The organism is Streptomyces sp. NPDC037301, assembly GCF_055602785.1.
Map to the genome: position 1 here is coordinate 192,700 of NZ_JBVJWD010000008.1, position 24,138 is coordinate 216,837.

Genomic DNA, 24,138 nt, shown 5'->3' on the forward strand with positions numbered 1-24,138 from the left:
TGCTTTTCTGGTTGGGGACCCCACTTCATCCCGCCGATGGGGCGGTCGCACAAGGACAACACGACCACGGGACCGGGCGCGGGGGGGGGGCCCCCCCCCCCCCCCCCCCACTCCGCCCACATGCGAGTTGTCATTCCTTGCCGAGGAGCTGAAGCTCCCAGGCCAGGCTGGTGCCGAAGCTGCCGCCGTGCTCGAACATGATCTGGCTGATGCCGGGGACTGTAGCCTCGCGGGCCCAGTCGCGCTGCCATTCCGCGATGACGGTCCCGGCGGTCATCGGGATGACGCCCGCCTGGATCATGCGCTGGACTCCGCGCTCATGCGCCTCGACCGTCGTCGCGCCGGACGCGTCCGTAACCGCGTAGACCCGGTAGCCGTCGGCCATGGCGTGGATCGCCGGGAAGGCGAGGCAGATGTCCGTCCACAGGCCGGCTATGACGAGGTCCTTGCGGCCGGTGGCGGCGACGGCGTCCACCACCCGCTGGTCCTCCCAGGTGTTGATCGTGGTGCGGTCGATCGGCTTCTGATCGGGGAACACGTCCTGGATCTGCCGGATGATCCGGCCGCCGCGGTCCTCGACGACCGTACTCAGGATCGTCGGTACGTCGAACAGCTTGGCGCCCTTCGCCAGGGCGGTGACGTTGTTGACCACGAGGTTGGGGTCCATGCTGTGCGTCCCGGCGAACTGCGCGCCCTGGTGGTCGATCAGCAGGAGGACCGACCTTTCGGGAGCGAGCAGTGCGTCCAGGCCGGTGTAGGTGACGCCGTTGGCTGCCATATGAGTCTCCGGTATCGCTGGTTCCCCGAGAGGCCGATCGGCCCTCGTCGAATCGAAAGCTCCCATCGCGGCGCGCGGCCTCGCATCGGTGATGGCTACTTAGACACGTGCTACGTACTCGCCCAGCTGCCCAGGTGCCCACTGAAGCGCTCGGGCTCAATGTGACGGAGCGCTTCGGACGGCATGCTTCGCCAACTGGAGCGCCCGGGGCCCCAGCCACCATCGCGCGGGCAGTTGCTTCACGAGACGATGGATCGCTGGGGCATGCCGGTCAGCTTTTCGGCACCGGTGCGCAAGGCGAGTGTGTCGGCTTGGTCGAGGGGTTCGTCGGCGGCGGAGTCCCCGCCACGGTGAGCTGTCCTGGGTGCGCCGCACCCAGGGAAACGGCGGCCTGGTTCCCGCGCGGGCACGGATCGGGCGTGGGCCGCCGAGTTCGGCCCGTCCGGTGTGCGGGTCAACGCGATCTCGCCCGGCGTGGTGCGCACGCCCGCCCCGGACGAGACCGAGGCGCACCCCGGCGGCATCATGATGAAGGGCACTCCGGCCGGCGGGGTCGGCAGTCCCGAGTCCATCGCGCAGGCGGCGGTGTACCTGGCCGGCGACGAGGCGGCGTTCGTCCACGGAACCGTGCTCGACGCCGACGGAGGCCGGGTCGGCGTGGCGGTCATCGCCGGGGTGTGACCGGGCGGGACGGGGGCTGGAGCTTCAGCCCGGTCACAGCGCATCCTGTGGGTGCATACGGCATATGTGTGTACGCCGCCGAGCGGGAGGTGCGAGCGGACATGGTGGACGCCGACCCGGGGCTCTTCGGGCCCGAATCCGTCACCTGGCAGATGCATGGCGACCCGATGATGTGGGTTGCCGGAGTGCGTGCGCTCTACCTTCAGGCGCTGCACCCGCGCGCCGTACGGGGCGTCATGCAGAACTCCGACTTCCGCGAGGACGCCTGGGGGCGGCTGATGCGTACGGCCGGCTTCGTCGGAACGATCACCTACGGCACCACCGAAGCGGCCGAGAAGGCGGGTGCCAGGGTCCGCCGGATCCACCGGCTCCTCAAGGTCACCGATCCGGTGACCGGGGTGACGTACGGCGTCGACGAACCCGAGCTGCTGCTGTGGGTGCACTGCGCCGAGGTCGACTCCTACCTCCAGGTCGAACGCCGCTCCGGCTTCCCTCTCACCGACGCCCAGGCCGACCGCTACATCGACGAGCACCGCCACAGCGCGCGCCTCGTCGGCCTCGACCCCGCCGGCGTGCCGGCCACCACCGCACAGCTCGCCGCCTACTTCGAACGGGTGCGACCACAACTCGCCGCATCCCCGGAGGCGTTGGACGTGGACGACTTCCTGCGCCGTCCCCCTGTTCATCCGCTGCTCCTGCCGGCGCGCGCACTGGTGTGGCGGCGCGTCGCGTCACTCGCCTACCAGTCACTGCCCCCGTACGCCCATGAGCTCTACGGCAGACCCGTGGGGCCCGTGCGCACCGTCGACCGCCGCCTGCGCACTGCCGGAACCGCCTTGCGCTGCATTCCCTCCCGGCTCCGCTGGCAACTCCCGCCCGGTCACATTCTGAACGCGATGGCCCGACTCGGTCCCGGCAGCCGCCCCACCCCGTACAAACTGCGCAGCCAGGCCGCCATACTGGACGGGCCGGGGAGGGCACAGGGGTAGGCGAAGCGACGGGGGCGACAGCAGGCGATGGCGGACACCAGGCTGATCCAGAGCCGGTACCGACTGCTCGATCTGATCGGGCGAGGAGGCATGGGCGAGGTGTGGCGCGCCCGCGACGAGTCGCTCGGCCGCCACGTGGCCGTCAAATGCCTCAAGCCGATGGGGCCCCAGCACGACCAGTCCTTCACCCGCATCCTGCGCGAACGCTTCCGCCGCGAGGCCCGCGTCGCCGCCGCGCTCCAGCACCGCGGCGTCACCGTCGTCCACGACTTCGGTGAGCACGAGGGCGTTCTCTACCTCGTGATGGAACTCCTCGACGGCCGTAACCTCAGCCAGCTCCTGGAGGACAACAAGCAGCATCCGCTGCCGGTGCCCGACGTCGTCGACATCGCCGAACAGGTCGCCGACGCCCTCGGCTACACCCACCAACAGGGCATCGTGCACCGCGACCTCAAGCCCGCCAACATCATGCGGCTGGCCGACGGCACCGTGAAGATCTGCGACTTCGGCATCGCCAGGCTCGGCCACGACATCGGCTTCACCTCCCGCCTCACCGGTACGGGCATTGCCATGGGCACCCCGCACTACATGTCGCCCGAGCAGATCAGCGGGGGCCATGTCGACCACCGCAGCGACCTCTACTCACTGGGCTGCGTCCTGTACGAGATCGCCACCGGAGCACCGCCGTTCGACCTCGAAGACGCCTGGGCCGTGCTCGTCGGACACCGTGACACCCAGCCCGAGCCACTGCGCACCCACCGGGCCGAACTCCCCGGATTCTTCGACCGCGTCGTCCTTGAACTGCTGGCCAAGACCCCGGAGGAGCGGCCCGTCGACGCGGGCGACCTGCGGCAGCGGATCGCCGTCGGCCGCACCGGCGAGCAGCCGCTGCTCCAGCCTTCGGGACAGGTACGGCTCGCGCCGCCCGTTCCCGTCGTGCGGCCCGGGCAGGAGCTGCCGGCCTGGACCCGCGGCATGACCACCGGACACAAGGCGTCCGGCGCCCTCGGGCTCGCGCCGCCCGACCACTTGGCGGACCTCACCGGCGAGTGGACCACCGGCACCGACATGCGACTCCTCACCGGCGAACTGCCACAGGTCGGGGCCGAGCGGCCGGCCCCGTCGCCGGAACTGCTCTCCATCCTCGCCAACCGGCACAGCGCGGGCCTCAACCTCGGCAGGCTCGGCCACTGGGAGGAGGCCGGCGAAGTACACCGTGCGGTCGCCGCCGAACGCGAGCACGCCCTCGGCCCCGACCACCCCGACACCCTCTCCAGCCGGTACGAGGTCGGCTTCACCCTCAGCCGTACCGGGCGCGCGTCGGACGCCCTGCGGGAGTTCGGCCGCGTCGCCCAGGGGCGCGAACGTACCCTGGGACCCGACCACCCGGAGACCCTCGCGGCCCGCCAGGAGATGGCGTACGTCCTGGACCGGCTCGGCCGCCACTTCGAGGCCCATCAGGTGTACGCGACGGTCCTCGCCTCCAGGGAACGGTCGATGGGCCCCGACCACCCCGACACCCTGCGTTGCCGCCACAACCTCGCCTTCAACCTCAGCAGGCTCGGCCGTCTGGAGGACTCGTACCGGATGGCCAGGGACGTGGCTTCGGCCCGTTCCCGCCTGCTCGGTGCCGACCACCCCGACACCCTGGTCACGCTCTACGAAGTGGCGTACACGCTCGGCCGGCTGGGCCGCTGGACGGAGGCCCTGCAGACCTACCGCGAAGTCGCCCAGGCCCGGTCGAGGTCGCTCGGCGCCGACCACCCCGACACGCTCTCCGCCCGCTACGAGGTCGGCATCAGCCTCGGCCGCCTGGGCCGCAGCGCGGAGGCCCTGGAGCTCTACCGCGCCCTCGTCGACGACCGGACCAGGGTGGGCGGCCCCGCCGACCCCGAGACGCTCCGCGCCCGCCACGGCCTCGGCGTCAATCTGGGGCGCCTCGCCCGCTGGGAGGAAGCGCTCGCCGAGGCACGCGACGTGTGCGCGGTCCGCGAACGCGTCCTGGGCCCCGACCACCCCGACACCCTCGTCAGCCGCCGCGAGGTCGCCGTCGGCCTCGGCTGGCTCGGCCGCTGGCCCGACGCCCTCACCGTCTACCGCCAGGTCGCCGCGGCCCGTGAACGCGTCCTCGGCGCCGACCACCCCGACACCCTCGCCGCCCGCAACGACGAGGCACACTGCCTGGAGCAGCTCGGCCGGGGACCGGAGGCCGTAGAGCTGTACCGCCGGGTCGCGGCGCTGCGCCGCGGGCGGGGAGCGCCGCCGCACTGACCGGACACCACAGCCTCTGGTCAGGGGTGATCGTCCCGTGCTACGAAGGGTCATGCCCGCACCCGACAGCTATGACGCGGTGATCGTGGGCGGCGGCCACAACGGTCTGGTCGCCGCCGCCTACCTCGCCCGCGCCGGACAGACCGTCCTGGTCCTGGAACGCCTCGCCACCACCGGCGGAGCGGCCGTTTCGACCCGCCCCTTCGACGGGGTCGACGCCCGACTGTCGCGCTACTCGTACCTCGTGTCCCTGCTGCCGCAGAAGATCGTCCGCGATCTCGGCCTGGACTTCGCCGTACGCAAGCGGACCGTCTCCTCCTACACCCCGACCGTGCGTGGCGGCCGCGCCACCGGGCTGCTCGTCGGCGGGGACCGCACCCGGGAATCCTTCGCCGCGCTCACCGGCTCGGACCGGGAGTACGAGGCGTGGCAGCGCTTCTACGGCATGACGCGACGCGTCGCCGAGCGGGCCTTTGCGACACTCACCGAACCTCTGCCGACGCGGGACGCGCTGCGCGAGCGGATCGGTGACAAGGAGGCCTGGCGGACACTCTTCGAGGAGCCCATCGGTGTCGCCGTCGAGAAGAACTTCCATGACGACCTCGTACGCGGAGTCGTTCTCACCGACGCCCTGATCGGTACCTTCGCCGACGCGCACGATCCGTCCCTGCTCCAGAACCGCTGCTTCCTCTACCACGTCATCGGCGGCGGTACCGGCGACTGGGACGTCCCGGTCGGCGGCATGGGCGCACTCACCGACGCCCTCGCCCGTGCCGCCCGCGAGACCGGGGCCGAGATCCGCGTACGGCACGAGGCGACCCGTATCGAGACCGACGGAACACGGGCCGAGATCACCGTCCGCTCACCCGAAGCGGAACACGTCGTCACGGCCCGCAGGGTCCTGGTCAACGCCTCGCCGCAGGCGCTCGCTGCCCTCCTCGGGGACGAGCCGCCCACCCCGGCCGAGGGCGCGCAGCTGAAGGTGAACATGCTGCTCACCCGGCTGCCCCGACTGCGTGACCGCTCGGTCGACCCGCGCGAGGCCTTCGCCGGCACGTTCCACATCGCCGAGGGGTACGGGCAGCTCGCCGATGCCTACCGGGACGCCGCGGCGGGCCGGCTGCCCGGCGCCCCGCCGTCCGAGATCTACTGCCACTCGCTGACCGACCCGTCGATCCTCGGCCCCGACCTCGCCGCCCGCGGCTACCAGACCCTCACCCTCTTCGGCCTGCACACCCCCGCCCGGCTCTTCGCCGCCGACAACGCGGCGACGCGCGCCGAGCTGCTGACGGCCACGCTCGCCGAACTCGACGCGCACCTGGACGAGCCGTTCACCGACTGCCTGGCACGCGACGAGAACGGCGAGCCGTGCATCGAGGCGAAGACACCGCTCGACCTCGAACAGGATCTGCGGTTGCCCGGCGGCCACATCTTCCACCGGGACCTTGCCTTCCCGTACGCCACCGAATCCACCGGCCGGTGGGGTGTGGAGACGGCGCACGCCAATGTGCTGCTGTGCGGGGCGGGCGCCGTACGCGGCGGTGGGGTCAGCGGGGTTCCCGGCCACAACGCCGCGATGGCGGCGCTGGGCCGGTGACCTTCTTGCGCTAGCGTCCGAACACGCCGCGCAGCGCCTGGCGTTTGCGGGGCAGGTCGTACTCCGCGCCGCCTTCGTGCCCGTTGTACGTGAACACCTCGATCTCGGCCGGACCCGCATAGCGGTGATATGCGGCGAACACCGTGGACGACGGGCAGATCCTGTCCATCAGACCGACCGAGAACCACGCCGGGGCACTCGCCCGTGCCGCGAAGTTGACCCCGTCGAAGTAGGACAGGGTCTCCATCGCCTCGTCGATCCGGAAGCGGTGCCCGGACAGCCAGCGGGCGATCTCCGCATACGGTCCGGCGTCCGTGATCTGCGAGGCACGCCGGTAGTGGCAGAGGAACGGCACATCGGTGACCGCCGCCGCGATGTCGTCCCGCAGCCCCGCGACGGCCAGGGCGAGCCCGCCGCCCTGGCTGCCCCCGAGCACGGCCACCCGCGAAGCGTCCACCGCCTCATGGGCCTTCGCCGCGTCCACCGCCCGCACCGCGTCCGTGATCAGCCGCCGGTAGTAGTGGCGGTACGGGTCCTCGATGCCGCGGGTCAGGAAGCCGGGGGAGGACGAGCCGTGCCCGTCCGGACCGATGTCAGGGGTGTCCGCGGTGTTCTTGCCGCCGCCGCCCTGGCCCCGGTTGTCCATGACCAGATGTGCGTACCCGAGTGCGCTCCACGTCAGCCAGGAGTACGGAATGCCCCGGCCGCCGTTGTAGCCGATGTACTGCACGACGGCGGGCAGCGGCCCGGAGCGCACCTTCGGCAGCATCAGCCATGCCTTCACGGGCTGCCCGCCCCAGCCGCGGAACGTCACATCGAGCACATCGACGGTCGCGAAGCCGGCGTCGTACGGGACGAACTCGGCGTCCACGGTGTGGCGGGCCGTCTCGGTGAGCGTCTTCTCCCAGAAGGCGTCGAAGTCTGCCGGTTCCTCCGGCTCCGGCCGGTAGTCGCGCAGCCGGTCCAGATCCATGTCGAACAGCAAGGGTCTAGCTCCTCTTCAGGGTGAGGTTGAGGGTTGCACCGTGGCGTTCAGCGGTGTCGGCGGTGATCCGGATGCCGTTGCCGGTGGGTGCGGCGCTGACACCCGGATCGGCACAGACGACGGTCAGACCGCGCTGCGCCAGGTCCAGGACCACCGAGGACCGCAGCTGTGTCGGGTCGGACAGTGACACCTTCACCGTCTTTCCGTCCGGTCGTACGAGCACCGAGGCGGGACCGTCCGATGCCAGGTTCTGCACGGTGCCCGCGGTCCAGAAGTTCGCGGCGACCAGTCCGTCCGCGCAGCGGCGTACCGCATGCACGGCGGTGGAGCGGGCGATCAGCTTCACGGGAGGCGCGGACGACCACCGCTTCGTACGCTCGGCGGAGGCAGCCGGGGCCTGCAGCCAGAAGTAGCCCGCCCCGCTCGGCGCGGTGCCGTGGTCCTGCCACAGCGTCAGATACGGGCGGGTGACCGGGGTGTCCGTGCCGTACTTGAGGTTGATCTCGCGCCAGGTCGCGGTGCGGTCCTCGCGCAGGCCGTGGAGCGTGGCGGGCTCGGGGAAGACGTAGCCGCCGGTCCCGGCGACATGCAGCCACCGCACCTGGTCGAGCTCTGCCGACCAGCCGGCGTCCGCGGGCGCGGCCGTGCCGTTGACGAGCAGGGCCGCCTTCGGGTCGCGGAGCTTCCGGTTCTCCACGACCGTCTCGGCCGTGCCCGCGTCGGAGGTGATGCCCGAGCCGACACAGGCGATCACATCGTCAAGGCAGAACCAGCTCTTCAGCCCGTGCAGCGAACTTCCGTACGCGCGCAGCTCCATGCCGTACGCACCGAGAGTCGTCCCGGGCAGTGCGGTGCCGCCCGCCCAGTCAGCCGCGCTGGTGGTGCGCTGCCCCGCCGCGTCCGCGGGCCGGCCGGCGATGACGGTGGTGCCGGGCAGCCGGGTCGGGTCGACGGTCGGCCAGTAGTCCTCGCTGTAGTGCCCGCGGTCGTCGGTGTAGAGCAGGACCATGCCGTCGGAGAGGTGCCAGGCGTGCAGATTCTCGTTCTGGATCGACTCGTAGTTGTAGATCCGGGACGAGTACGCGGAGATGCCCAGCGCGAAGGACGGCCGGTGGTGGGCCGCCTTGTCCATCCGCGGGTGCTGCTTGTGCGCGACCAGCGGACCACGCGCGGGGACCGGGGAAGCGATGACCTGCCGGGCGGCGACGAGCGAGGCGGGGTCGGTGACGGCGAGGAAGTCCCGGTAGGTGTCCTCGGCGATCCACTGCTTGACCAGGGCGGTGAACCGGTCGGCCGTCTCGCCGGGGAAGCTCGGGATCAGTCGCACCACCGCCTCGATGACCGTCTGTGCCGAGACATGGCCCTGCTTGCTGGGGCGGGCGATCTCGCGCCCGCACACCGATGCCATCACATCGCCGCGCGCCAGCAGCGGGTCGAAGCCGTCGTCGACCCAGCTGCGGACGTTGTCGAGATCGGGGTCGGTGACCGTCCACGCCGTACCCGCGAGCAGGTTCAGCAGCCGGGAGAGGTTGTTCAGCAGCTCCTTGCCGTACCCGCCGTTGTACGGGTGCTTGTAGTGCTGGAGAAACGAACCGTCGGAGTAGAAGCCCTCGCCGGTACCCTCCGCCGCCGCGCCCTCGTCGTTGAAGGCGAGGACACTGTTGGCACCCGAACCCTCGACGTCGACAAGAGCGTCACGGACCCGGGCCAGAGCGTCGCCGTTGTCGCTGAGCACGGCGTTGACGGCGACGACGGTGGAGATCCACACCCGGTTGGCACCGGTCGCGATCTGCCGGTCGGCCCGCCAGAGGTTCGGGTCGGGCGTGTAGTGCCGGACAGCGGTGTTGATCCGGCCCAGCCGCTCCGTCCCGAGCGCCTCGTACAGCAGCACGGACGCATCGTTGAGGGCGAGCGCGGAGCCGATCTCCCAGTCCCAGTCGTTGTCGAACCGGGTGTGGCCGGGGCCGTACCGGTTCGACAGCATCCAGTCGATGCCCGCCAGCAGCAGATCGCGCAGCGCGGTGTCACCGTACTGAGGAGTGCCGGGCACGGCCCATGCGGTCGCGACCGTGGCGAGCCGCTTGAACGATGTCGTGACGTGGTTGGAGAGCGTGATGCTGGTCAGATCGGGGAACAGCCCGTCGGTACGGGTCGGGTCGAGGCCCTTCGCCGAGGTGGTGGCGGCCTTGCCGATCCTGGCCACGGCCGCGGCGATCTGCGGGTCCGTCAGGTCGAGCCCCGGGCCGCCGGTGAGCTGGGTGTGCCAGCGGGTGCGCAGGGAGGCGGCGTCATCGACGACGGCGTCCTGGGCCGCCGCGTGCGCGGGGGCCGCGGTGAGCGTGAGCGGCAGGGCGGCGGCTGCGCCGAGCACCGCCGCCCCGGCGAGAACGGTGCGCCGGGTGGCGCCCGGAGTGGTGCCTGGGTTCATGATGCGGCCCTCACAGAAGGTGTCGGCGGTCGACGGCCGCGGCCAGTGCGGCATGACCGGAGGGGTTGGGGTGCAGTCCGTCGCCGCTGTCGTACGCGGGCAGCATCCGCGACGGTTGTTCCGGGTCGCGCAGTGCCGCGTCGAAGTCGGCGACGGCGTCGAAGACCCGGCCGGTCCGGACCGCCGCGTTGACCTGCTGCCGTACCGCTTCCAGTTCCGGCGTCCAGCGGGTCCAGCCCCCGAACGGGGTGATGGTCGCGCCGACCACCCGCAGCCCGGCGTTACGGGCGCGAAGCACCAGCTGTCGGTACCCGGCCAGGACCCGCGCCGGATCGGTCTGGCTCGGCGGCTGCTGGAGGTCGTTGACGCCGAGATGGACGAGTACGGTCCGCAGCCCCGGAAGCGACAGCACATCGCGGTCGAAGCGTGCCTGTCCGCTCGGCCCGAACCGGGCGTCGTCCAGCAGCACCCGGTTGCCGCTGATGCCGAGATTGGCGACGGCCGAACCGGGAAGGCGCCTGGCCAGTTGATCGGGCCAGCGCAGATCGGCGTCGTCGGGTGTGCCGACGCCCTCCGCTATGGAGTCGCCGAGCACCGCGATCACCGGCCCGTGCGCACCCGTCACCTCGACACCCGTCAGCAGGAACACCGATGTGGTGCGCACGCCGTCGACGGTGTGCGAGGCATGGGTGTTGCGGTGGAAGGACAGCGGCCCGGTGGGGCCGGGGAGCCGGGTCTGCACCGTCAGAGCCGTGGCCTCGGTGGTACGCAGACCGGCGACCGGGTCACTGGTCAGCGAGGCGCCCGCGGCGATCCACGCCTGCGCTCGCCCCCCGAACGTCACCGGCCGGCCGCCCGCTGTCACGGGGCCGATCAGGACCGGAACCGTGCCGAAGGCGTGCCCGTAGCGCAGCCGAACCGTTCCGCCCGCCGACAGCCGTACGTTGGCGGTGAACGTGCCGTCGGTCAGACCGGCGCTCGCCACCGTGTCGGTGGCGGTCGGCGCGGTCTGCGCGGTCGCCCAGGACGTCGTCCAGCGCGACCGGCCCATGCCACTGTTCGACGCCTCGGCGGCCTGCGCCCCCGGCGCCGTCGCGGCGACCGCCGCCAGCCCGGCCGCCGCCGTCAGTACCCCGCGTCTCGCGGGTCCCCGCCCGCTCACTGGGGGCACGCACCGGTCGGCGTGTACTCGCTGCCGTAGGTGCCGACCGCGTCGCCACCGGTGTTGCCGCTCATCGTGTTGGTGCACACCGGACCCTGCGGGGTCCGCATGAACTTGATGCCGCCGCCCGCGTTACCGGTGATGCTGTTGCCGTAGATGCTGGTGTCGATGCCGTCGGTCGCGGTGTCGCCGCCGAGCCGGATGCCCGCGCCGACGTTGTCGTGAATGGTGTTGTAGCGGAAGATGTTGCCGCTGCCGCGCGCATCCAGGCCACCGGAGCTGGAGTCCTTCTGACCGCTGCAGTCGTTGTACTCGACGTAGTTGTTGGTCGAGTTCTCCTTCACGTCGACGCACTCATTGCCCTGGGTGACGATGGTGTTGTGGTGGACGCGGTTGTTCTTGCTGATGTCGGGGGCCGCGTCCGGGGCGCCGTTCGCCCCTTGCTGCTCGGGGGCCGTGCCGAGGTAGATGCCCTCGCCGTTCTTGCCGCCGCCGCCGAACCTGAAGTCATTGACCCCGCAGTTGGTGATCGTGTTGTCGGAGATGTCGGCGCCGGTCACCAGATAGCGCACCCGCAGGCATTCGTCGGCGGCGTTCTTCAGCGTCATTCCGGTGATCCGCAGACCGCCCACACCATTGCCGGGAGTTGTGCTCATGACATAGATGAGCTTGAGGCGGTACCCCGACACATCGGTGGACGACCCGTGCAGCCCGTCCACGGTGAAACCGCTGAGCGTCGTCGAGTCGTGCTGCACCTGAATGATCCGGGCGTCGCCGGCCCCCTTCACCACTGCGTTCGACGGGCCGGTGAGGGTGACTCCGGCGCGCTTGGTCACGACGTCCTGCTTGTACGTGCCGGTGGCGAGGTTCACGACCGAGCCCGTCGGTGCCAGGTCGACCGCTTTCTGGATCGTGGCGAGCGGGGCGCTCGCCGACGTACCGGCGTTGGAGTCGCTGCCGGACGGCGACACGTAGTACGCGGTGGCGGCTTCGGCGGCCACGGACGTCGGGGGGAGGGCGAGCGGGGCGCCTGCGGCGAGCGCGGCGACGAGAGTGGTGCGTAGTACACGGCTCATGGGGTGTGCCTCCTGGGGTCTGCGAAGGACAGAGCGAGTAGTACGGGGATGCTGGGGCCGAGGAGCAGGGGGCCCAGCGGTATGACGAGGGAGAGCAGCGCGGCGGAGATCACTGCGCCGAGCAGTGCGGTGCCACGGGCCGCGGACCCGAAGCCGAGTGCCAGCGCACCGCGCGACCAGGTGCGGACCGTCCCGTGCGGTGACCGGGCCGCCTCGGCCGCGAGCGCCACATGATGGACGACCAGAGCGGCCGCGATGCCCACCTGCGCGGCGAGGAGTACGAACGTCCACGGCTCCGAGCGGCCCAGCAGATGGACGATGTTGGCGGTCAGGACGATCCCAGCCGCGGTGGACGCCAGGGAATGGCGCCACAGGGCCCGCCAGTACTGCGGGAAGGCGCTGAAAACGTTGGTGAAGCAATGGCTGTCACCCTCCGCCCGCCACCGCTGCAGGGCGTGCCCCATTGCGGCGAGCGCGGGCAGCCAGGTCACGACACCGAGCGACAGCACGGCGAACGCGGCCCCGGCGGCGGCCGGGTAGGCCACGAACTCCAGCCGCCGCAGCAGCGTCGGCCAGCCGGACGAGAGGGTTGCCTGCATGATCAGCCGACCTTTCCTGTGTACGGCTCCGGGACATCGAGCAGCACGCGGCCGTCCAGCTCCAGCCGGGTGGCCGCCACCACATACGGGGCGCAGCCGTCGCCGCCGAGCAGCACCGCCGCCGCATCGGCCGAGACGGCGGTGGTACGGATGCGACGGGCGACGGGGGAGAGGAGCACGGTCTCCTCGCCGAAGGTGACGCCCTCGCCCTCCGCACACGCGACCCGCCCGGCGGCGACCGGTCCGGCGCCCGGGGTGATCGCGGTGAGGAAGAGACCGTTCGACGTCCGCGCGGTCGTCGAACGCAGCGTGTGCAGCGTGCGGGTGAGGCGCAGCTCCGGCGTACTCGACGTCGGATTGGCCTCGACCTCCGTGGCCTCGGAGACTACGGAGCCGTCGAGCGGCGCGAACTGCCGCACCAGCGCCGAGGCCGCCCCGGACCGGATCAGCCGGCTGCCGTCCGGCTGCGGCTCGGTCGGCAGGTCGGTCTGGAGCAGGAACGTCCATTCCCGCTCCGCGTCCGCCTCGGCGAGGTCCAGCAGTACGAGCCGCCCCGACGGGGTGAACACCAGCGTCCGGTCCAGCCGCCGCACCCCGAGCCCGGGGTCGTACATCGCCGCGATCTCCGCCGTGGCGTGTGCCCAGCCGCAGTCGGGGGCGGCGAGCACATCACGCTGCCGGGCTTGGCGCTCGTACGGGATGTCCTTGTAGACGTGGTAGCGGTCCTCGTCCGCGTACCCCTGTCCGTCCACCAGCAGCAGGTTGTGGTGCGCGGCCCGCTTGCGGTTGCTGTAGCCCTCGTCGACCGCGAGGAACGCACCCTGCGAGACCAGCACGAACGAGCCCGAATCGGGGTGGTGGTGCCCCTGGTCGAGGGTCTCCCAGCCCCGCTCGGCCCGGTGCTTCGCCGACGTCTCCCACGCCTTGTGGCCACCTCCGGGGCTTGCCTTGAACGAGACGAGCGTGGCGTCGTCGTCCCACCCGGTACGGGCCGCGAGCAGACCGAGATCCGGGAAGAAGGCCCTGGTCTCGGTGGGGCGCGCGCCGGCCACGGACGGGTCGTACCAGAGGTATTCGAGGTAGGCCTCCGGCAGAATCCCCGGCCGCACCCCGCTCTCCGCGGCTTCCTGCCACAGCAGTTCACCCGAGGCGAGATCACCCATCCACTGTGCCTCCGGGATGCCGTACTGGGCGGCGAGACGGTAGTACAGACCGGCGCTGTGCCCGCTGCGCCGGTCGTGGCAGTCGCCGTGGTCGACATTGAGCGCGAAGCCGGGGGCGGTCTGGTGCAGCCGGTAGCCGAAGGTGTGGGAGAGGAAACCGCCCCGCCCCCACCAGTCGATGCCCTCCGCCTCCTGGAGGAGATCCAGATGGATGGCGAGGAAGGGCACGCCGTAGCGCCAGTACACGACACCTTCGGCGTGCGAGCCGTCCTCGGGCATCAGATCGAGGACCGTGCCGAGGTTGTCCTTGGCACGCTCGGTCCACTCCTCCTTGCCCAGCACATAGCCGGCCGTCGCCAGACCCGCGTAACAGATCCAGTTGTGGTTCTGCCAGTACGAAGACGACCACCAGGCGCCCTCGCTCGCCACCGCGAACTCGAACATCCGCCGCCCCTGGAGCAGCAGCTTGTACCGCAGCAGCGCCCGCACCCCGTCCGGCAGATCGTCGCCGATCCACCGGTACGCGAGCGACAGATGGTGCAGCAGCCAGCCTGCGTCCAGATCGTGGTCCGGCATATGGGCCTTGCCCCAGTGCGGCAGCCGCACCGCGGCCTCGATCCAGCGGCGGCTCTCCGCCAGATGGGCCGGGTCGCCGCCGACCCGGTAGGCCAGCGCCGGGTTGGAGGCGGCCGGGCCCAGCCAGGTGATGCTGGCCAGAGGGTGCGTACGGGGCGGAGTCAGCCCGCGGTGGCGGGCGGCCTCCTCGTACAACCGCGCCTCCTGCGCGGGGCGCGGACCGGACGGCGGGGTCGCCGAGAGCAACAAGGGTCAGTCCTCCGTCCGGAACCGTGCGGTGCTGCCGTCGGCCAGCGCGACCGTCAGCAGTCCGTCACCGTCCAGCTGTACGCCGGTGACGGCAGGGCCCGCCGACGCCGCCTGATATACGGAGGCGAATGTGATCCGGTCCGACTTCGCGGTGAAGTCGACCCGGGTACGCATGTGCTGCGGATCGTCGGCCGGACCGGGGCCCGGCCGGGTGACCGGACGCACGGCCGCGCCGGGGGTGTGAGTGTGCCAGCCGTGCAGGGTCTCGTCGCCGTACCAGGTGGTGCGCACCGGACCCGCGGCCTGGAGCTGGATGTCCAGCGCGACACCGGGACGCAGCTGCGCGGTGAGCCGGCGCTCGTCCTCGGCGGTCACGGTCAGCAGGTCGACCAGATAGCTGTCGCCGAGCGCGACCTGCCGCACGGCACGCACGCCTTCGTACGCCGTCGTCACCTCGGCCGTTACGCAGGAGCCGTCCGAGCCGAGCAACCTCCCGGTGCACTCGGCCTGTTCCGCGCCGTCCACCCGAAAGGCGGGGTGCGCCTCGGTCGATGCGTACAGATCACGGAACTCGGCGTGGGCGTATGGCACTTGACCGGGATCGGGCTGCCACGGGGTGGTGTCCCCGTACAGGTACAGCGACAGTTTGTCGCGGTGCCCGTGCGAGCCGCCGTGCGGACCGAAGTCCAGCAGTGCGTGGACGCCCGCATGGCGCAGCACCGCGTATCCGGCGGTGGCGAACACCGTGACCGGCGTCGGCGCCGGACGCTCCGGCAGCGGGGGTCCCGTGAACCATCCGCCCAGCTCGCGGTCGAGCCCGTCGTCATGTGCGCCGAGTTCGTCGCGAGCCCTCCCTGCCACCGCATCGAGGGCGGGGGAGGGGACCAACTGCTGGGCCAGTGCGACAAGTTCGAGCCACTCCAGCGCGAGCGGACCGCGCATATACGGGCCGTCGTGCAGCGCGGGCAGAATACCGCCCGGAGTGGCGATCGCCGCCAGTACGTCCGTCATCGCGGCCAGTACGTCCACCACATCCGACGGAACGGCCGCAGGGTCGGTGCAGCGCAGCGCCAGCAGCGCGGCCCGCAGCACGAACCCGTGGTAGTAGGTGCTGCCCTCCCACTCCCAGCCGTCGTCGGCGACCGCGACCCGCAGATGCGCATACAGCCCGTGCTCGCCCTCCAGCCATTGCTCGGCGCCGTCCCACTCCTGGCCACGGGCCGCAGCGGCGCCCCGACTCGCCGCCACACCGGCGGCGTTGAGCCACGCGGTGTAATTGGAGGCGAGGTGGCCCTGACCGGTCAGCACGTCCCGGGCGTCCAGCGCGGCCCGCTCCAGGTCGTCGAGGAGCGGCAGCACCGCCGCCAGATGATCCGTGGATTCCTTGGCGAGCGTGATCACGGTGTGCCCGATGTTGACAGCCCAGATGGCGTCGGTCAGCGCCTGATGGAAGAGCCGGCCGCGCAGCATCCAGGTCTGCGCCTCACCGTGCCGTTCGGTGGCGAGCTCGGCGTACAGACCGGCGTACTCGACGAGCCGCTCCACCGCCTGAGCACGCTCGCCCCGGTGGGCGAGCACCCGCAGGTGCCGCGCCCACGCCTGGTGCGACAGCACCAGCCAGGCGCCGCGCACCGCCTCGTCGTCCACCCGGCAGCCGTGCGCACAGCGCGCACCGCCCGCCGGGAAGACCCCGGCGAGCAGGTCACCGTGGTCGAGTTCCACACCGTGCGCCGGGCAGACGTACGCGTGCCACCAGCCGCCTCGCTCCCGGGCGATGCGCCTCAACGCGGCCACACGCCACCGTCGATGTCCACCGTGGTGGCGGTGAGGAAGCCGGACGACGGCGACGCGAGATGCACGACCGCCGCGGCGACATCCTCCGGGGTGCCGGCCCGGCCGACCGGGATGCCCGCCTCCATTGCCTGCTGCGCCTCGGGCGCGGTGAACGTGTCGTGGAAGGCGGTGCCCTTGATGAAGCCGGGCGCCACGGTGTTGACCGTGATGCCTGTGCCGCCGAGCTCCTTGGCCAGGCCCTTGGTGAAGCCGCGGACACCGGCCTTGGCCGCCGCGTAAGCGACCGAACCGGGGCCGCCGCCGTTGTGCGCGGCCAGCGAGGACATGGTGATGATGCGACCGGCCGACGACTTCGTCAGCTGCGGCAGCGCGGCCCGCACGGTGCGGAAAGCCGACGTCAGATTGGTGGAGATGACCTGTTCGAAGTGGTCGTCGGACATCTCGGCGATCGTGGCCCGGCCGATCAGGTGGCCCGCGTTGCAGACCAGGATGTCCAGGCCGCCGAGGAAGCCGGCCGCTTCCTCGACGAGCCGGTCCACATCGCCCGTCACGGTGACATCGGCCTTGAACGCTTTCGCCCTGCGGCCCAGCGCCTCGATCGCGGAGACCGTCTTCGCGGCCTCGTCGCCGGAGGAGTGGTAGTGGACGGCGACATCGGCGCCGGCCTCGGCAAGAGCGACAGCGATGGCGCGGCCGATTCCGTGGCCCGCCCCTGTCACCAGTGCGCGGGAGCCGTTGAGATCAGCAGACATGAAGTGAAAACCTTTCGGTGATCGGCCGCTGGGGGCCGGAACCGGTCACTTGAGACCGGCAGTTGCGAATCCCTGCACGAAATAGCGCTGGCCGATGAGGAAGAGAACGACCATGGGAAGGGTGGCCAGCGTGGTGCCGGCCATCAGGAAGTGCCACTGGGGGCCGTTCTCCGTCTTGAAGACGGAGAGCCCGACCTGGATCACCCGCAGGCTGTCCGTACGGGTCACCAGCAGTGGCCAGAGGAAGTTGTTCCACGACGACTCGAAGGTCAGCAGCGCCACTGTGGTGAGCGCGGGCTTGACCTGCGGCGTCATGATCCGGGCGTAGATCCGGAACTCGCCCAGACCGTCGAGCCTGGCGGCCTCCTCCAGCTCGACCGGAAGGTCCAGATAGAACTGGCGGAAGAGGAAGACGGCGAACGGGGTGACGGCGCCGGGAATGATGAGCGCCCACCAGGAGTCCAGCCAGCCGCTGCCGCCCTGGCCGAAGATGTCGTTCCCGCCGGCCAGCGGCATGAAGCGGACGATCAGGAACTCGGGCAGCACCTTGGTGTACGTCGGGATCATCAGTGCGGCGATGAAGGCGTAGAAGATGAACTCGCTGCCCCGGAACCTGATCCTTGCCAACGCATACCCGGCCATCGACGCCACCACCACATTGATGACGGTGTGGCTGAACGCGATGATGAAGCTGTTGCGTGCGTACGTCGCGAACGGCGCCGCCTTCAGCGCGTCGAGATAGTTTCCGAACTCCCAGTGTTCCGGGAGCAGTCCGGCGTCCTGCGAGGCGATCTCGACCGGCGTCTTGAGCGATGTGAGCACCATCCAGACGAACGGGGCCACCATCAGCAGTGAGACGACGGTGAGCGTCAGATAGAGCGCGATCCGGCCGACGGAGAGCGGCTTGCCCTTCGTCCGGGGCCGGGCTTTCTCCACAACCCCGGGCCTGTGAAGCTCAGTTGTGGCCACGGGTGCCTCCCATGATCCGCCGGTTGACCAGGGTGAAGCCCATCAGCAGCACGAACAGCACCAGTGACTGCGCGGAGGCGTAGCCGATGCGGAACTCCCGGAAGGCGGACTTGTAGATCTCGAACGTCATCATCGTGGTGCTGTTGGCCGGGCCGCCGTCGGTCAGGATGTAGATCTGGTCGAACGACTGGAACGCGCTGATCATCGACGTGATGAGCACGAAGAACGTCGCGGGCTTCAGCAGCGGCAGGGTGATCGAGAAGAACTGCCGCACCTTGGACGCACCGTCCACCGAAGCCGCCTCGTACAGCTCCTTCGGCAGGGACTGCAGCGCGGCCAAGTAGATGAGCATCTTCATGCCGATGCCCTGCCAGATGCCGACCAGGATCACCGAAGGCATCGCCCACGATGTCGACGACAGCCAAGCCGGGCCTTGGATCCCGAGGAACGACAGGAGTGTGTTCAGCAGCCCGTTGCCCGGGTTGTAGATCCACAGCCAGACCAGGGCGATCGCGACGGTCGCCGTCACCTGGGGAATGAAGACCGCGGTACGGAAGATGCCCCGCGCCTTCAGCCCGGTGTGCAGCGCCAGGGCCACGAGCAGCCCCAGCATCATGCCGAACGGCACGGTGAAGAAGGTGTAGATGACGGTGTTGACGATGGACTTGCGGAACACCGCGTCGTCCAGCATGTCCCGGAAGTTGTCCAGGCCCACGAACTGCGGCGCCGTCAGCACGTCGTACTTCGTGAAGGCCAGAACCACCGACGCGACGACCGGCAGGCCGATCCAGAGCGAGGCGTGCAGCAGCGCGGGCGCCACCATCAGCATGCCGGCGCGTTGCCTGCGGCGCCCCGGGCCGGTGGGTGTCCGGCCGGTGCGTTTCTTCGCGACCGTGTGCTCGGTCGGGGAAGGCGGCCGCGCGGGCCTCGCCTTCAATACGGATGTCGCTCCCACAGTGACGGGTCCTTACATCCGGCCGATGGCGGCCTCGGCTAGCCGGCCGAGTTCCGCGATGGCGTCCTTCGCTGACTGGCCGCCCACGATGGCGGGCTCCAGCGTGGGCTTGATCTTTTCGCGGATCTCCATCCAGGCAGCGGTGCCGCCCTCCGAACGCGCGTCACCCATGCTCTGCAGGGAGAGATCGACGAACTTGTTCTCCTTCACATAGCTGGAGTCGCTGAGATCCTTCAGCCCGGGAACCGATCCTCGCTGCTTGGCCGCACCGAGGATCGACTCGGGCGCCGCGAGGTACTCGACGAGCGCACGGGCCGCCGCGGGGTGCTTGGAACTGGCGGACTGGGTGACCAGCGTGCCGCCCTGGAGCATCGCGGGCCTGCGGTTGGCGAGGACGAACGCCCCGAGCTTGTCGTCCTTGAGGAGTTCCGGATTCTGGTCCCCGACCTGCTTCCACAGGGCACTGGACGTCATCATCATCGACGCCTTGCCGGTCTGTACGTTGGTCGGGGCCCCGAGGTCTGTCTTCTTGGCGTAGACGGCGGAGCCGTCCTTGATCAGGTCCTTGAAGAACTGCAGCGCCTCGACCCCGCGGGCGTCGGTGAACAGCACCTTCTTGCCGTCCGCGCTGAACAGCTGGCCGCCGTTGGCGAAGAGGAAGGTCTCCCAGCACTGGCGCAGATGGATGGAGAACGGGTCGAAACCGATCCGGCCGTCCTTGGTCAGCTGCTTGGCCACGGCGCGCAGTTCGGCCCAGTTCGCCGGGGTCTTCTTGATGCCGGCCTCGGCGAAGTGGTCCTTGCGGTAGACGACGATGCGGGTGTCGAGGACGACCGGCAGCGCGTACAGCTTGCCGTCGTACCGGGACGGCTCCAGGACCCGCTTCTCGTAGTCGTGCGCGGTGGCGAACTTCTCCGGCAGCTCGGCGATCGCCTTCTTCGCGGCGAACGGCGGGATCCAGCCCACGCCCATCATCAGCACGTCGGGCAGCAGACCGCCCGCGAGCCCCGTGGTGATCTTCTCGTTGAGCTGTTCGTACGTGGTGTAGTCCACGTTCACCTTGACGTCCGGATACTTCTTCCGGAACCCGCCGAGTATCTCCTTCTCCAACAGCGTCTTGCCGTCGGCGCCTTCGTAGATCGGGGTGAGCAGCGTGATCTCGCCTTCGGCGGGGCCGTCGGCGGAGCCGGCCGACGAAGTGCCGGTGCCGCACGCACTGAGGGCGGCGGCAGCGGTGCCGGCACCGATGGCAGCAAGCAGCGACCGTCTTTTGAGTTCCATGGGACACCCCTTTTGAGGTGGAGACTGTGGATCGATCCAGCGATGGCATCCCGGCCATGGCCGAGAAGCGCTGGTAAATCGATGCACTGATGCTAGGAACGCCTCGAGAGAGACGTCAACAGCTGATGCGCATGAATTTTCAGGGATGTTAACTGGTGTACCGGTGAACGGGATCAAGTAAATCGATACACTGGTAGGGTCAGACGCGTTCCGAACCGGAGGTGGCATGGGCGGGGTAACGATCCATCAGGTCGCGGAGGCCGCGGGGGTCTCCGCGAGTACGGTCTCCAACGTCCTCAACGGGCGTACGGACCGTATGCAGGCGGCCACGCTGGCCCGCGTGGAGCAGGTGATCGAGCAGCTCAGCTACCGGCCCAACCGCGCGGCCCGGATGCTGCGAACGGGCCGCATCAAGGTCATCGGTCTCATCGTGCCGTCCGTCGCCAACCCGTTCTGGGGGGCGCTCGCCCGTGAGCTGGAGGCCATCGCGCTCGCCGAGGGCTATCACGTGCTGCTCTGCAACAGTGAGCGCGATCCGGCCCGCGAGCTCAAGTACGGCGAGGAGTTGCTCGCGGACGGAGTCAGCGGAGTGGTGCTCTGCTCCTCGCTTCCCTCGCTCGACCATGTGACACCGCTGCTCAGCCGCGGACTGAAGATGGTCGCCTTCGACCGCACCGCACAGGCGGGCGACCCGCCGTCGCTGGCCTCCATCAGCGTCGACAACGCGATGGGTGCCGAGCTCGCCACCCGTCATCTGATCGAACTCGGCCACCGCCGACTGGCGTTCGTCTCCGGATCGGTCAACAGCGTCAACCGCCGCGAGCGACTGCGCGGCTTCCGGGCCGCCTTGGAGTCGGCCGGTCTCGACCCGGCCGACGCGATCGTCTGGCCCGGCGCCGACACAGCCGAGTTCGGTGACAAGGACGCCGCCGAACTGGGACGGAACGCGGCCAGGGAACTCCTCGGCGGACCGCGCCCGCCCACCGCGTTCGTCGCCATCAACGACATGTGCGCGATCGGGATCTGCCGGGGCGCCAAGGACGCCGGGCGCAGTGCGGGGCAGGACGTCTCCGTGGTCGGCTTCGACGACATCCTCCTCGCCGACCTCTTCGAGCCCCCGCTCACGACGGTCCGTCAGCCGCTGCCGGAGATGGCTGCGGAGACGTTCCAGCAGCTGCGGGCGCGGATCGACTCGGCGCCCGCGGCGGGACGGTCGCTGCTCATCCGGCCGAGACTGGTCGTACGGGAGTCGACGGCCCCGGCCCCGTCCGGTGTGGCCGCGGCGGTCCCGGGGCCGAGCGGGGCCGGGCAGCGGGTGGCGGGCCGGTCGGCGTAGCGCGCCGACGCCCAGGTCCCGACCGACGCCTGCGCTCGCCGCACAGGAGTGCGGCAGCGCCGGTGAGGCGTGGCGGGGCCGTATCGCGTTCACCAGCGCCGACGTGGTGGAGTAGCGCACGGACAGACCGGCCTCGGCGATCGCGTTGCCGATCCCGATGAGCAGGTGGCTCTTGCCGGTGCCGCTGTCGCCGATCAGGACCAGCGGGCGGCCCTCGCGGACCCAGACGGGGGACTTCAGATCGGCGACGACCTCGGGGGTGACGTTCGGGTTCTTGGCGAAGTCGAAGTCCTCCAGCCGCTTGGGACGCGGGAAGCACGCCAGCCGGAGCAGTCGCTGCCGGCGGCGCAGGTCGCGGTCGGCGAGTTCGACCTGGAGCAGGTCGAGGAGGAACTGCTTGTAGGTGGCCTGCTCACGTCGGGCGGTGGCCGCGAGCTCGATGAACCGTTCGCGGAAGTCGGGCAGTTTCAGGCCCCGGCAGGCCTCGTCGATGAGCATGTCCTCCGGGTCGCCGGGCAGCGGGACCCGGCGGGGCGGGACCCGGTCCCGTCCTTGGGCCTCCTCGTGGTCCAGGTCCTGGTCGGTGACGGTGATGCTGCGGGTCATGCCCCGTGGCCCTTCTGGTTCGCGGTGGTCTGGCGGCCGGCGGCCGGGGTGAGGAGCCGGTCGCACTTGCTCATGTCGGGCAGCGCGGTGCGTGGATCGGGCGGCAGCCGCCGCGCGCGGAGCGAGATCACCTGAGCCCCGGCCCCAGCCTGGTCGGCGCTGTCGGTGGCGGGCGGGTCTGAGGTGAGGAGATCGGCGTCCTCGGCGTCGGTGCCCTCCATCGCCTTGCGTGCCTCGATCGCCACCAGGTCGGTGGAGACCGAGCCGATCCGCGGACACGTCTCCATCGCCGCCACCAAGGCGTCGGCGGGCAGCTGGCGGTGCAGCAGGACCTCGATCAGCATCCGGGTGCCGTCCCGGTCCCCAGCCTTGTGCTTGGCCGCGGCCCAGAACGCCTCATGGACCTTCGTGAACCCGCCCTCCGCGCGGGCCTGCGCGAGCCCGGAAGCGCCGGCGAACGCGCCCGGCTTGACCAGCAGGATCTCCAGGTAGTGATCCAGGATGTCGTGGTAGGTGTAACGGCGCGGGTGGCGCGCCACGACCTGGCGGCCGTCGAACACCCACAGCTCGTTCCCCCGCAGCTTGACCCTCACCCTGGTCCCGATGAACTTCGCCGGCACCGAGTAGTAGCCCTGGCGCACCGTGATCCGGCCGCTGAACGAGCGACCTGCGGTGTCAGGTCGATGCCGCAGTCGAAGTCGTCCCCAGGCAGCGGGCGGAGGCGGTCGCGTTCAGCCTCGAAGTCGAACCCGATCGAGGTCGGCCGACCGTGGACGCGCCGGGCGTCCTCCGCGACGTCGATCGCAGCCAGGCGCTCGTTCAGCTCCGTCAGCGAATCGACCTGCGGCGGCGGGACCAGGTGCTTCCTGCGGAACCGCCCGCTCTCGTGCTCCACGCCGCCCTTCTCATGCGCGCCGGCCTCGCCCGGAGCGCAGTAGAACGCTGAGAACTGGTACCACGACTTGAACGACGCCCACCTGGTCGACTCCAGCCGCGAGCGCCCGAACAGCACCTGCTTGACCGCGGGCCGAAGGTTGTCGTAGCGGATGTGCAGCGACGGCACCCCGCCCAGCACGGTGAAGGCCTCCACATGCCCTTCCAGGAAGGACTCCTGCGAGGCCGTCGCATAGACGCGGCGCACAGCCTTGCCGCTGTAGGACAATCGCAGCGTAAACAGGACGCACTTGCGGCGCTGCCCGGCCAGGTCCAGCCAGAAGTCGGCGAAGTCGACCTCCGCCTCCTCGCCCGGCCGTTTCGCCTGCGGCGCCACACCCTCCAGATGCCGGCGGCCCTTCAGAGCCTCCGCCTTGATCTGTGGCCGCCGCTTGCTGACGCACTCCCAGACCGTGTTGTGACGGGCCAGCTCGAAGTCGTGTTCCGCTGCGAGACGCTCCATGATCCGCACGATCGTGTGCCGCTGCTTCGGAGGAGCGTCCAGATCCTCACGCAGCATCGCGTCGATGAAGACCTTCACCGGCTCCAGCACGCTGGGCCGCGGCGGTGGCGACTTCCGCTTCGGCGGCACCGGCGACTCGAGCGCGTGCCGCACCGTGCGTCGTGACACCTTGAACTTCGCGGCCAGCTCCCGGCCCGACAGCCTCTGCTCTCGGTGGGCCTGTCGGATCCTCTCGCACAACACTTCACGCGACCTGTGCACCAGCGGTCTCCCTGACCTGGACCGTGATCAACAGGCACTGCGTGACGGCCAAACGGCCCACAACCACCGATTACGCCGAAAGCGGCATGTCACAGACCGTCACACCAAGTGGAGCCCGATCCCACCGGAAAACCGCTGGTGCCCGATCCGGCCGGAAACGTGGTGCCCAACCACCCCGAAGAAATCACTGCTGGGCGAGCGCGGCCTGGTCCGCGGCGAGCTTCGGCCTGCGCC

General features: G+C 70.3%; 16 protein-coding genes and 3 pseudogenes. 5 read left to right on the forward strand and 14 right to left on the reverse strand.

All coding sequences use genetic code 11. The features are described from left to right. Window positions 1–130 precede the first annotated feature (130 nt). Window positions 131–778, reverse strand: coding sequence for a hydrolase (locus ACZ7IB_RS16175; RefSeq protein WP_470913099.1), 648 nt, complete (start codon window positions 776–778; stop codon window positions 131–133). Window positions 779–1,189: 411 nt separating this feature from the next. On the opposite strand from ACZ7IB_RS16175, the pseudogene ACZ7IB_RS16180 reads away from it, so the two are divergent. The 4 genes and pseudogenes from ACZ7IB_RS16180 to ACZ7IB_RS16195 all read left to right on the forward strand — a co-directional run. Continuing rightward, window positions 1,190–1,459, forward strand: a pseudogene (locus ACZ7IB_RS16180) (SDR family oxidoreductase); the annotation flags it as partial. Between the two features lie 101 nt (window positions 1,460–1,560). Continuing rightward, window positions 1,561–2,448, forward strand: coding sequence for an oxygenase MpaB family protein (locus ACZ7IB_RS16185; RefSeq protein ID WP_470913180.1), 888 nt, complete (start codon window positions 1,561–1,563; stop codon window positions 2,446–2,448). Window positions 2,449–2,475: 27 nt separating this feature from the next. Further along, on the forward strand, window positions 2,476–4,719 hold the full coding sequence (locus ACZ7IB_RS16190; protein WP_470913100.1) for a serine/threonine-protein kinase: 2,244 nt from the start codon (window positions 2,476–2,478) through the stop codon (window positions 4,717–4,719). Window positions 4,720–4,771: 52 nt separating this feature from the next. Next, the gene (locus tag ACZ7IB_RS16195) at window positions 4,772–6,316 is read left to right on the forward strand and encodes a phytoene desaturase family protein (RefSeq protein WP_470913101.1); all 1,545 of its coding nucleotides are present in this window, start codon (window positions 4,772–4,774) and stop codon (window positions 6,314–6,316) included. A 10-nt stretch (window positions 6,317–6,326) separates the two neighbouring features. On the opposite strand, the gene ACZ7IB_RS16200 is transcribed toward ACZ7IB_RS16195, so the two are convergent. Genes ACZ7IB_RS16200 through ACZ7IB_RS16250 form a run of 11 tightly spaced genes read right to left on the reverse strand, consistent with a single transcriptional unit; the run spans window position 6,327 to window position 20,305 of the window. Next, window positions 6,327–7,301, reverse strand: coding sequence for an acetylxylan esterase (locus ACZ7IB_RS16200; RefSeq protein ID WP_470913102.1), 975 nt, complete (start codon window positions 7,299–7,301; stop codon window positions 6,327–6,329). A 4-nt stretch (window positions 7,302–7,305) separates the two neighbouring features. Next, window positions 7,306–9,729 (reverse strand): polysaccharide lyase 8 family protein, encoded by a 2,424-nt coding sequence (locus tag ACZ7IB_RS16205; RefSeq protein WP_470913103.1) that lies wholly within the window; start codon window positions 9,727–9,729, stop codon window positions 7,306–7,308. A gap of 10 nt (window positions 9,730–9,739) precedes the next feature. After that, on the reverse strand, window positions 9,740–10,891 hold the full coding sequence (locus ACZ7IB_RS16210; RefSeq protein WP_470913104.1) for an SGNH/GDSL hydrolase family protein: 1,152 nt from the start codon (window positions 10,889–10,891) through the stop codon (window positions 9,740–9,742). Beyond that, window positions 10,888–11,967, reverse strand: a complete 1,080-nt coding sequence (locus tag ACZ7IB_RS16215; protein ID WP_470913105.1) for a DUF1565 domain-containing protein — start codon at window positions 11,965–11,967, stop codon at window positions 10,888–10,890. Before ACZ7IB_RS16215 ends, ACZ7IB_RS16210 begins: the two co-directional genes overlap by 4 nt. Then, the gene (locus ACZ7IB_RS16220; protein ID WP_470913106.1) at window positions 11,964–12,566 is read right to left on the reverse strand and encodes a DUF624 domain-containing protein; all 603 of its coding nucleotides are present in this window, start codon (window positions 12,564–12,566) and stop codon (window positions 11,964–11,966) included. Before ACZ7IB_RS16220 ends, ACZ7IB_RS16215 begins: the two co-directional genes overlap by 4 nt. 2 nt (window positions 12,567–12,568) lie before the next feature. After that, complete coding sequence (locus ACZ7IB_RS16225) at window positions 12,569–14,554, reverse strand: hypothetical protein (protein WP_470913107.1); 1,986 nt, start codon at window positions 14,552–14,554, stop codon at window positions 12,569–12,571. A gap of 3 nt (window positions 14,555–14,557) precedes the next feature. Next, the gene (locus ACZ7IB_RS16230; protein ID WP_470913108.1) at window positions 14,558–16,348 is read right to left on the reverse strand and encodes a heparinase II/III domain-containing protein; all 1,791 of its coding nucleotides are present in this window, start codon (window positions 16,346–16,348) and stop codon (window positions 14,558–14,560) included. Then, window positions 16,336–17,100 (reverse strand): SDR family NAD(P)-dependent oxidoreductase, encoded by a 765-nt coding sequence (locus ACZ7IB_RS16235; RefSeq protein ID WP_470913109.1) that lies wholly within the window; start codon window positions 17,098–17,100, stop codon window positions 16,336–16,338. Before ACZ7IB_RS16235 ends, ACZ7IB_RS16230 begins: the two co-directional genes overlap by 13 nt. Before the next feature lie 45 nt (window positions 17,101–17,145). After that, on the reverse strand, window positions 17,146–18,069 hold the full coding sequence (locus tag ACZ7IB_RS16240) for a carbohydrate ABC transporter permease (protein ID WP_470913110.1): 924 nt from the start codon (window positions 18,067–18,069) through the stop codon (window positions 17,146–17,148). After that, entirely contained in the window at window positions 18,056–19,024 is a 969-nt protein-coding gene (locus ACZ7IB_RS16245) for a carbohydrate ABC transporter permease (protein WP_470913111.1), read from the reverse strand. The genes ACZ7IB_RS16240 and ACZ7IB_RS16245 overlap by 14 nt, the downstream gene beginning before the upstream one ends. Before the next feature lie 12 nt (window positions 19,025–19,036). Next, window positions 19,037–20,305, reverse strand: coding sequence for an ABC transporter substrate-binding protein (locus ACZ7IB_RS16250; RefSeq protein ID WP_470913112.1), 1,269 nt, complete (start codon window positions 20,303–20,305; stop codon window positions 19,037–19,039). A 226-nt stretch (window positions 20,306–20,531) separates the two neighbouring features. Between ACZ7IB_RS16250 and ACZ7IB_RS16255 the strand changes: the two genes are divergently transcribed. Next, a complete protein-coding gene (locus ACZ7IB_RS16255) occupies window positions 20,532–21,641 on the forward strand; it encodes a LacI family DNA-binding transcriptional regulator (RefSeq protein ID WP_470913113.1) in 1,110 nt (369 codons plus the stop codon). A gap of 87 nt (window positions 21,642–21,728) precedes the next feature. Here the strand turns inward: ACZ7IB_RS16255 and ACZ7IB_RS16260 are convergent. Both ACZ7IB_RS16260 and istA read right to left on the reverse strand, forming a co-directional pair. Further along, window positions 21,729–22,247, reverse strand: a pseudogene (locus ACZ7IB_RS16260) (ATP-binding protein); the annotation flags it as partial. Next, window positions 22,244–23,904, reverse strand: a pseudogene (istA, locus tag ACZ7IB_RS16265) (IS21 family transposase). The pseudogenes ACZ7IB_RS16260 and istA, both read right to left, overlap by 4 nt. Window positions 23,905–24,138: the final 234 nt, after the last annotated feature.

Coding starts and splice junctions, on each gene's coding strand:
- ACZ7IB_RS16175 (WP_470913099.1), bottom strand. CDS start 778: ATGGCAGCCAACGGCGTCACCTACACCGGCCTGGACGCACTGCTCGCT.
- ACZ7IB_RS16185 (WP_470913180.1), top strand. CDS start 1,561: ATGGTGGACGCCGACCCGGGGCTCTTCGGGCCCGAATCCGTCACCTGG.
- ACZ7IB_RS16190 (WP_470913100.1), top strand. CDS start 2,476: ATGGCGGACACCAGGCTGATCCAGAGCCGGTACCGACTGCTCGATCTG.
- ACZ7IB_RS16195 (WP_470913101.1), top strand. CDS start 4,772: ATGCCCGCACCCGACAGCTATGACGCGGTGATCGTGGGCGGCGGCCAC.
- ACZ7IB_RS16205 (WP_470913103.1), bottom strand. CDS start 9,729: ATGAACCCAGGCACCACTCCGGGCGCCACCCGGCGCACCGTTCTCGCC.
- ACZ7IB_RS16215 (WP_470913105.1), bottom strand. CDS start 11,967: ATGAGCCGTGTACTACGCACCACTCTCGTCGCCGCGCTCGCCGCAGGC.
- ACZ7IB_RS16220 (WP_470913106.1), bottom strand. CDS start 12,566: ATGCAGGCAACCCTCTCGTCCGGCTGGCCGACGCTGCTGCGGCGGCTG.
- ACZ7IB_RS16235 (WP_470913109.1), bottom strand. CDS start 17,100: ATGTCTGCTGATCTCAACGGCTCCCGCGCACTGGTGACAGGGGCGGGC.
- ACZ7IB_RS16250 (WP_470913112.1), bottom strand. CDS start 20,305: ATGGAACTCAAAAGACGGTCGCTGCTTGCTGCCATCGGTGCCGGCACC.
- ACZ7IB_RS16255 (WP_470913113.1), top strand. CDS start 20,532: ATGGGCGGGGTAACGATCCATCAGGTCGCGGAGGCCGCGGGGGTCTCC.